This is a genomic window from uncultured Brachyspira sp., from assembly GCF_949287625.1.
Classification (GTDB): Bacteria; Spirochaetota; Brachyspiria; order Brachyspirales; family Brachyspiraceae; genus Brachyspira.
On the sequence record NZ_CASEGO010000155.1, the window covers coordinates 1 to 4259 of the forward strand.

3 protein-coding genes are annotated in these 4259 nt (G+C 28.9%); 2 read left to right on the plus strand and 1 reads right to left on the minus strand.

The features are described 5' to 3' along the window. Nucleotides 1-186: 186 nt before the first annotated feature. Nucleotides 187-1449 carry an RtcB family protein gene (locus Q1X91_RS14865; RefSeq protein WP_300759272.1) on the minus strand — a complete coding sequence of 421 codons (1263 nt, stop codon included), beginning with the start codon at nt 1447-1449 and terminating at the stop codon, nt 187-189. An 802-nt stretch (nt 1450-2251) separates the two neighbouring features. On the opposite strand from Q1X91_RS14865, the gene Q1X91_RS14870 reads away from it, so the two are divergent. Then, nucleotides 2252-3376, plus strand: a complete 1125-nt coding sequence (locus Q1X91_RS14870; protein ID WP_300759274.1) for a chorismate mutase — start codon at nt 2252-2254, stop codon at nt 3374-3376. Beyond that, complete coding sequence (locus tag Q1X91_RS14875; RefSeq protein WP_300759276.1) at nt 3369-3899, plus strand: shikimate kinase; 531 nt, start codon at nt 3369-3371, stop codon at nt 3897-3899. Before Q1X91_RS14870 ends, Q1X91_RS14875 begins: the two co-directional genes overlap by 8 nt. Nucleotides 3900-4259 lie beyond the last annotated feature (360 nt).

Here is a 4259-nt window from a genome sequence, read left to right on the forward strand (position 1 = left end):
AAATAAAAGTAATAAGTGGAAAAAAGAACTATCAATAGCATTAGCAGAGAATTTTCATCTGTTTGAAAATTGACAAACTATATTTGTTTAGGTATATACCGTTTGATTACTTTAAAAAATTAAGGAATACTTAAATGCAATAATGTCTGACTCCCGTTCAATTTAATAATTTTTTATATCTTTGTTTTAAGAGGCTTTTATATTAAGTACTGGTTTTAATCTGTCTATTATATCTGCTGTAGGCATTATTAATTTTTCTATTTCCTTTGCATCTTTATATGCCTGCGGTGCTTCATCTAAAGTATTTTTTGATATGCTGCTTGAATAAATACCTTTCATAGATTCTATAAAATCTTTCATCTCTATTTGTTTTCTTGCCTGCATTCTTGAAAGTACTCTTCCAGCTCCATGAGGGGCTGAAAAATTCCAGTCTTCATTGCTTTTTCCTTTGCATATTAGTATACCGTCACGCATGTTGAAAGGAATTATCATTTTTTCTCCCTTATAACTTCTTATAGCACCTTTTCTTATTATAAAATCTTCAAAATCTATAAAATTATGTATAGATGAAAAAGTATCTTCTAATTTTATATTAAGAGAATCTTTTATAATGTTAAGCATAGCCTCTCGGTTGATTTTGGCATAATACTGTGCTATTACCATATCGATGCAGTAGTCAAACATAGCCTTGCCGTATATATAATCTCCGCTTCTTACTATTTCATTATACTCATTATATTCTTTTGTTGTTTTATCGCTAGCATCATTTACGCTATTTAAAAAATCTTTTGCTTCTTCTATTCTTTTTTTATTTTTTCTTACATGATATTCGCATACCATTGTGCCGAAATTTCTTGAGCCTGAATGTATAGTAAGAAAATAATCATTATTTATGGAGCTTCCTATCTCTATAAAATGATTTCCTCCTCCTAATGTTCCTATAGAGTTGTGAAACTTTTCTAAATCCATTTCTATTCTTTGGCATAATTTTTCTATATAATCATTATCTATTTCAAAGAGTGCAAAGTCTGCAGCATATCTTTTATTATAAGCTATTATAAAGTTTCTCATAATGTTATTTAATTCTTTGAAATTAAAAAATGAATAATTACTTTTTTTATGAGTTTTAACACCCATAGGAATATTTTGTTTTATAGTTTTATCAATTTTTTCGAGTTCAATATTTTTTATATTATCATTTAATTTTGAAGTAAGCATTCCGCAGCCTATATCAACGCCTATATGAAAAGGATTTACTCTGTCCGTTAAAGGCATTGTAAAGCCTATTACTATACCATTTCCAATATGAGTGTCTGGCATTATCCTAACTTTCACATTTTCACTTGATTTTTCATTCAAAATATTATAAATCAAAGAATAAGATTCTTCATCAATATTATCAGTAAATATTTTGCAGTCTTTGTTGTATTTTCCTTTTAGTTCTATCATAAAAGTATACTCCTTGATTTAATTATTAATAATATCATATATTATTATAATATCAGAAATTGTCATTTATATTATATACTGAAAATTTTTAAGTTTGTCAACCGCGAGCTCTCCCTCATCTTCGTTCGGAACGCTTCGCGGGCACATTCCCGTACGGTATTGTTTATTCTTATCAAATGTCAACGATACGTGCAGCTGATTATCTATTATTATAAAAAATAAATTATTTATTTTACATTTTTAACTTATAAAACTTATTTTATTAACAACTGATAATACTTTATATTATTTATAACTTATAATTACATTTATTAATAACTCAAAATTGACAAATCATATTTGTTTAGGTATATACTAAAAATTTTTAAGTTTGTCAATTTTTTTATTGTTCTTTTTCCCGCCGCACGCCATACTTAACAGTACTTCCTTCGGTCGCAGGCGGACAGCGTCAAAGAACCCAAGCTCGGATACGCTTCGCGAAAGTGCAAGTGTAACAATAATACTAAATAGTACTAATTTATGTTTTACATGTAGAATAAATTACTAAATTTAGCCTGAAATGTAGCCTTTCTCGACTGCGGGCTGTGCCTGCTTCTCGCCTGCCGAAGGCACACAGAGTGAGGCATACTTCGTATGTGGCACACCTGCCTACGGCACGGACAGCGTCACAAAAGAAGTGGGGGTGTGGGGGCTAGTCCCCACAAATACTAAAATTTAAAAATTTATTTTTTGACAAATCATATTTGTTTAGGTATAATCTTATTACTACAATAAGAAATATTTTATATTTAAGGATATAATTATGTTAGACGAAGAATTGCAGGAATTAAGAAAAGAAATTGATAGAATTGATAAGCAAATAGTAAATTTGATAGACGAGAGAATGAAAGTTAGTATTAAAGTAGGAGAGACAAAAAAGAAATATAATGCCCCTATATTTGACCCGAAAAGAGAAAAGGAAGTTATAGCAAAAAAAATAGAACTTCTTGAGAATAAAGACTTATCATCATTAATAACAACTATATATAATGATATAATGTACGCTTCAAAACAGCTTCAGAAACATTTAATTGATGAAAGTAATAATGATAGTAAAAAAGAAAAAACTAACAAAGAAAAAATAAAATATGATAAGCGGGTAGTTTATCAGGGAAGAGAAGGAGGAAACGGACATGAGGCTGCTTTGAAATTTTTTGGTGAAAATGCATGCCTCATAAAAAAAGCATATTTTAATGATGTACTTGAGAGTATAAGAAGCGGAGAGAGTTATTACGGGGTTTTACCTTTGGAGAATTCTTCTACGGGTATGGTTAATGAGGTTTTGGATATACTTGCCGATTATAACTGCAAGATTGTAGGAGAGATATATTTGCCTATAGAATACGGACTTATGGCTAAAAGGGGAAGCAGTATAAAAGATATTAAAAGGGTTATATCGCATCATCAGGCTTTGAAGCAATGTTCTAATTTTATAAAAGAAAATGGTTTTGAAGAGATAACAGCATCAAATACTGCTGAGGCTGCTTTTATAGTTTCTAATGGAGATGATAAAACTATTGCTTCTATATCAAATAAAAATGCTTGTAAGATTTATGATTTAGAAATGCTTGAAGAGAATATTGAAAATATAAAAGGAAATACCACACGCTTTATAATAGTAGCTAATTATGATAATGCTTTAAATAGCGGAAACAAAATAACTATGAGATTTTTGCTTCCTCATGAAAACAGAAGTTTGGCTAATTCTCTTGATAAATTAAAAAGTTTTAATTTGACTTCTATAGTAAGCCGTCCGCATAGTGACAGAAAATGGCAGTATTATTTTTATATTGATATGACTGGAGACTTTGATAAATATAGAGAAGAGTTTGAAGATTTTAAAAGAAGTGTAGAGAATTTAATAATATTGGGGCAGTATGATGAATAATAATATAGATAATAAAGTAATATTTATAATAGGTCTTCCGGGCTCTGGAAAAAGTGCTTTATCCAAACTTCTAGCAGAAAAATTAAATTATACACTTTATGATATGGATTCATTTATAGAAAAAAAAGAAGAGAAAACAATAACAGATATTTTTGCAGATAATGGAGAAGAATATTTTAGAAAAATAGAAAGCGAAGTTTTAGAAGAGCTTGGCAGTTTGAATAACGCTGTAATATCTACTGGAGGCGGAATAGTACTTGCTGAAAAAAATAGAAATATTATGAAAGAAAAAGGAATTACCATTTTTATAGATAGAAGCCCAGAAATTATACTTAAAAATATAGATCCTAGAGAGCGTCCTTTGCTTGCAAAAGATAAAAATAAATTATTAGAGCTTTCAAAACAGAGAGATAGTTTATACAGAGAAACTGCTAATATAATATTTACACATAACACTTGGGAAGATGATATTAACAGAACTTTTGAAAAATTAGAATATGCTTTAAAAAGTTTTATTAATTAATATAATATGGCTGCTGTGATTTTGTATTTTATAAATTTGATGTTTAAAGTATATACTGGAACGATTTCATTTTGTCAACTGATGTACATTATATAGAATTATCAACTTTTTTTCCGCTGCACTCTATACTTAACAGTACTCACTTCGGTCGCAGGCGGACAGGTGTGATAAAAGAACTGGGGTGTTGAGTAGTACACAGCGTGGTGGGCAAAACCCCATATATTAAAAACAAAATATAACTTCATTTTTGACAAACTATAGTTGTTTAGGTATATACAAAATTATTTTAATAGTTAAACTGTATGCTTATAACAGTTTAACTATTTTTAATTATTATTTTTTATTAGTGGCATTATATTC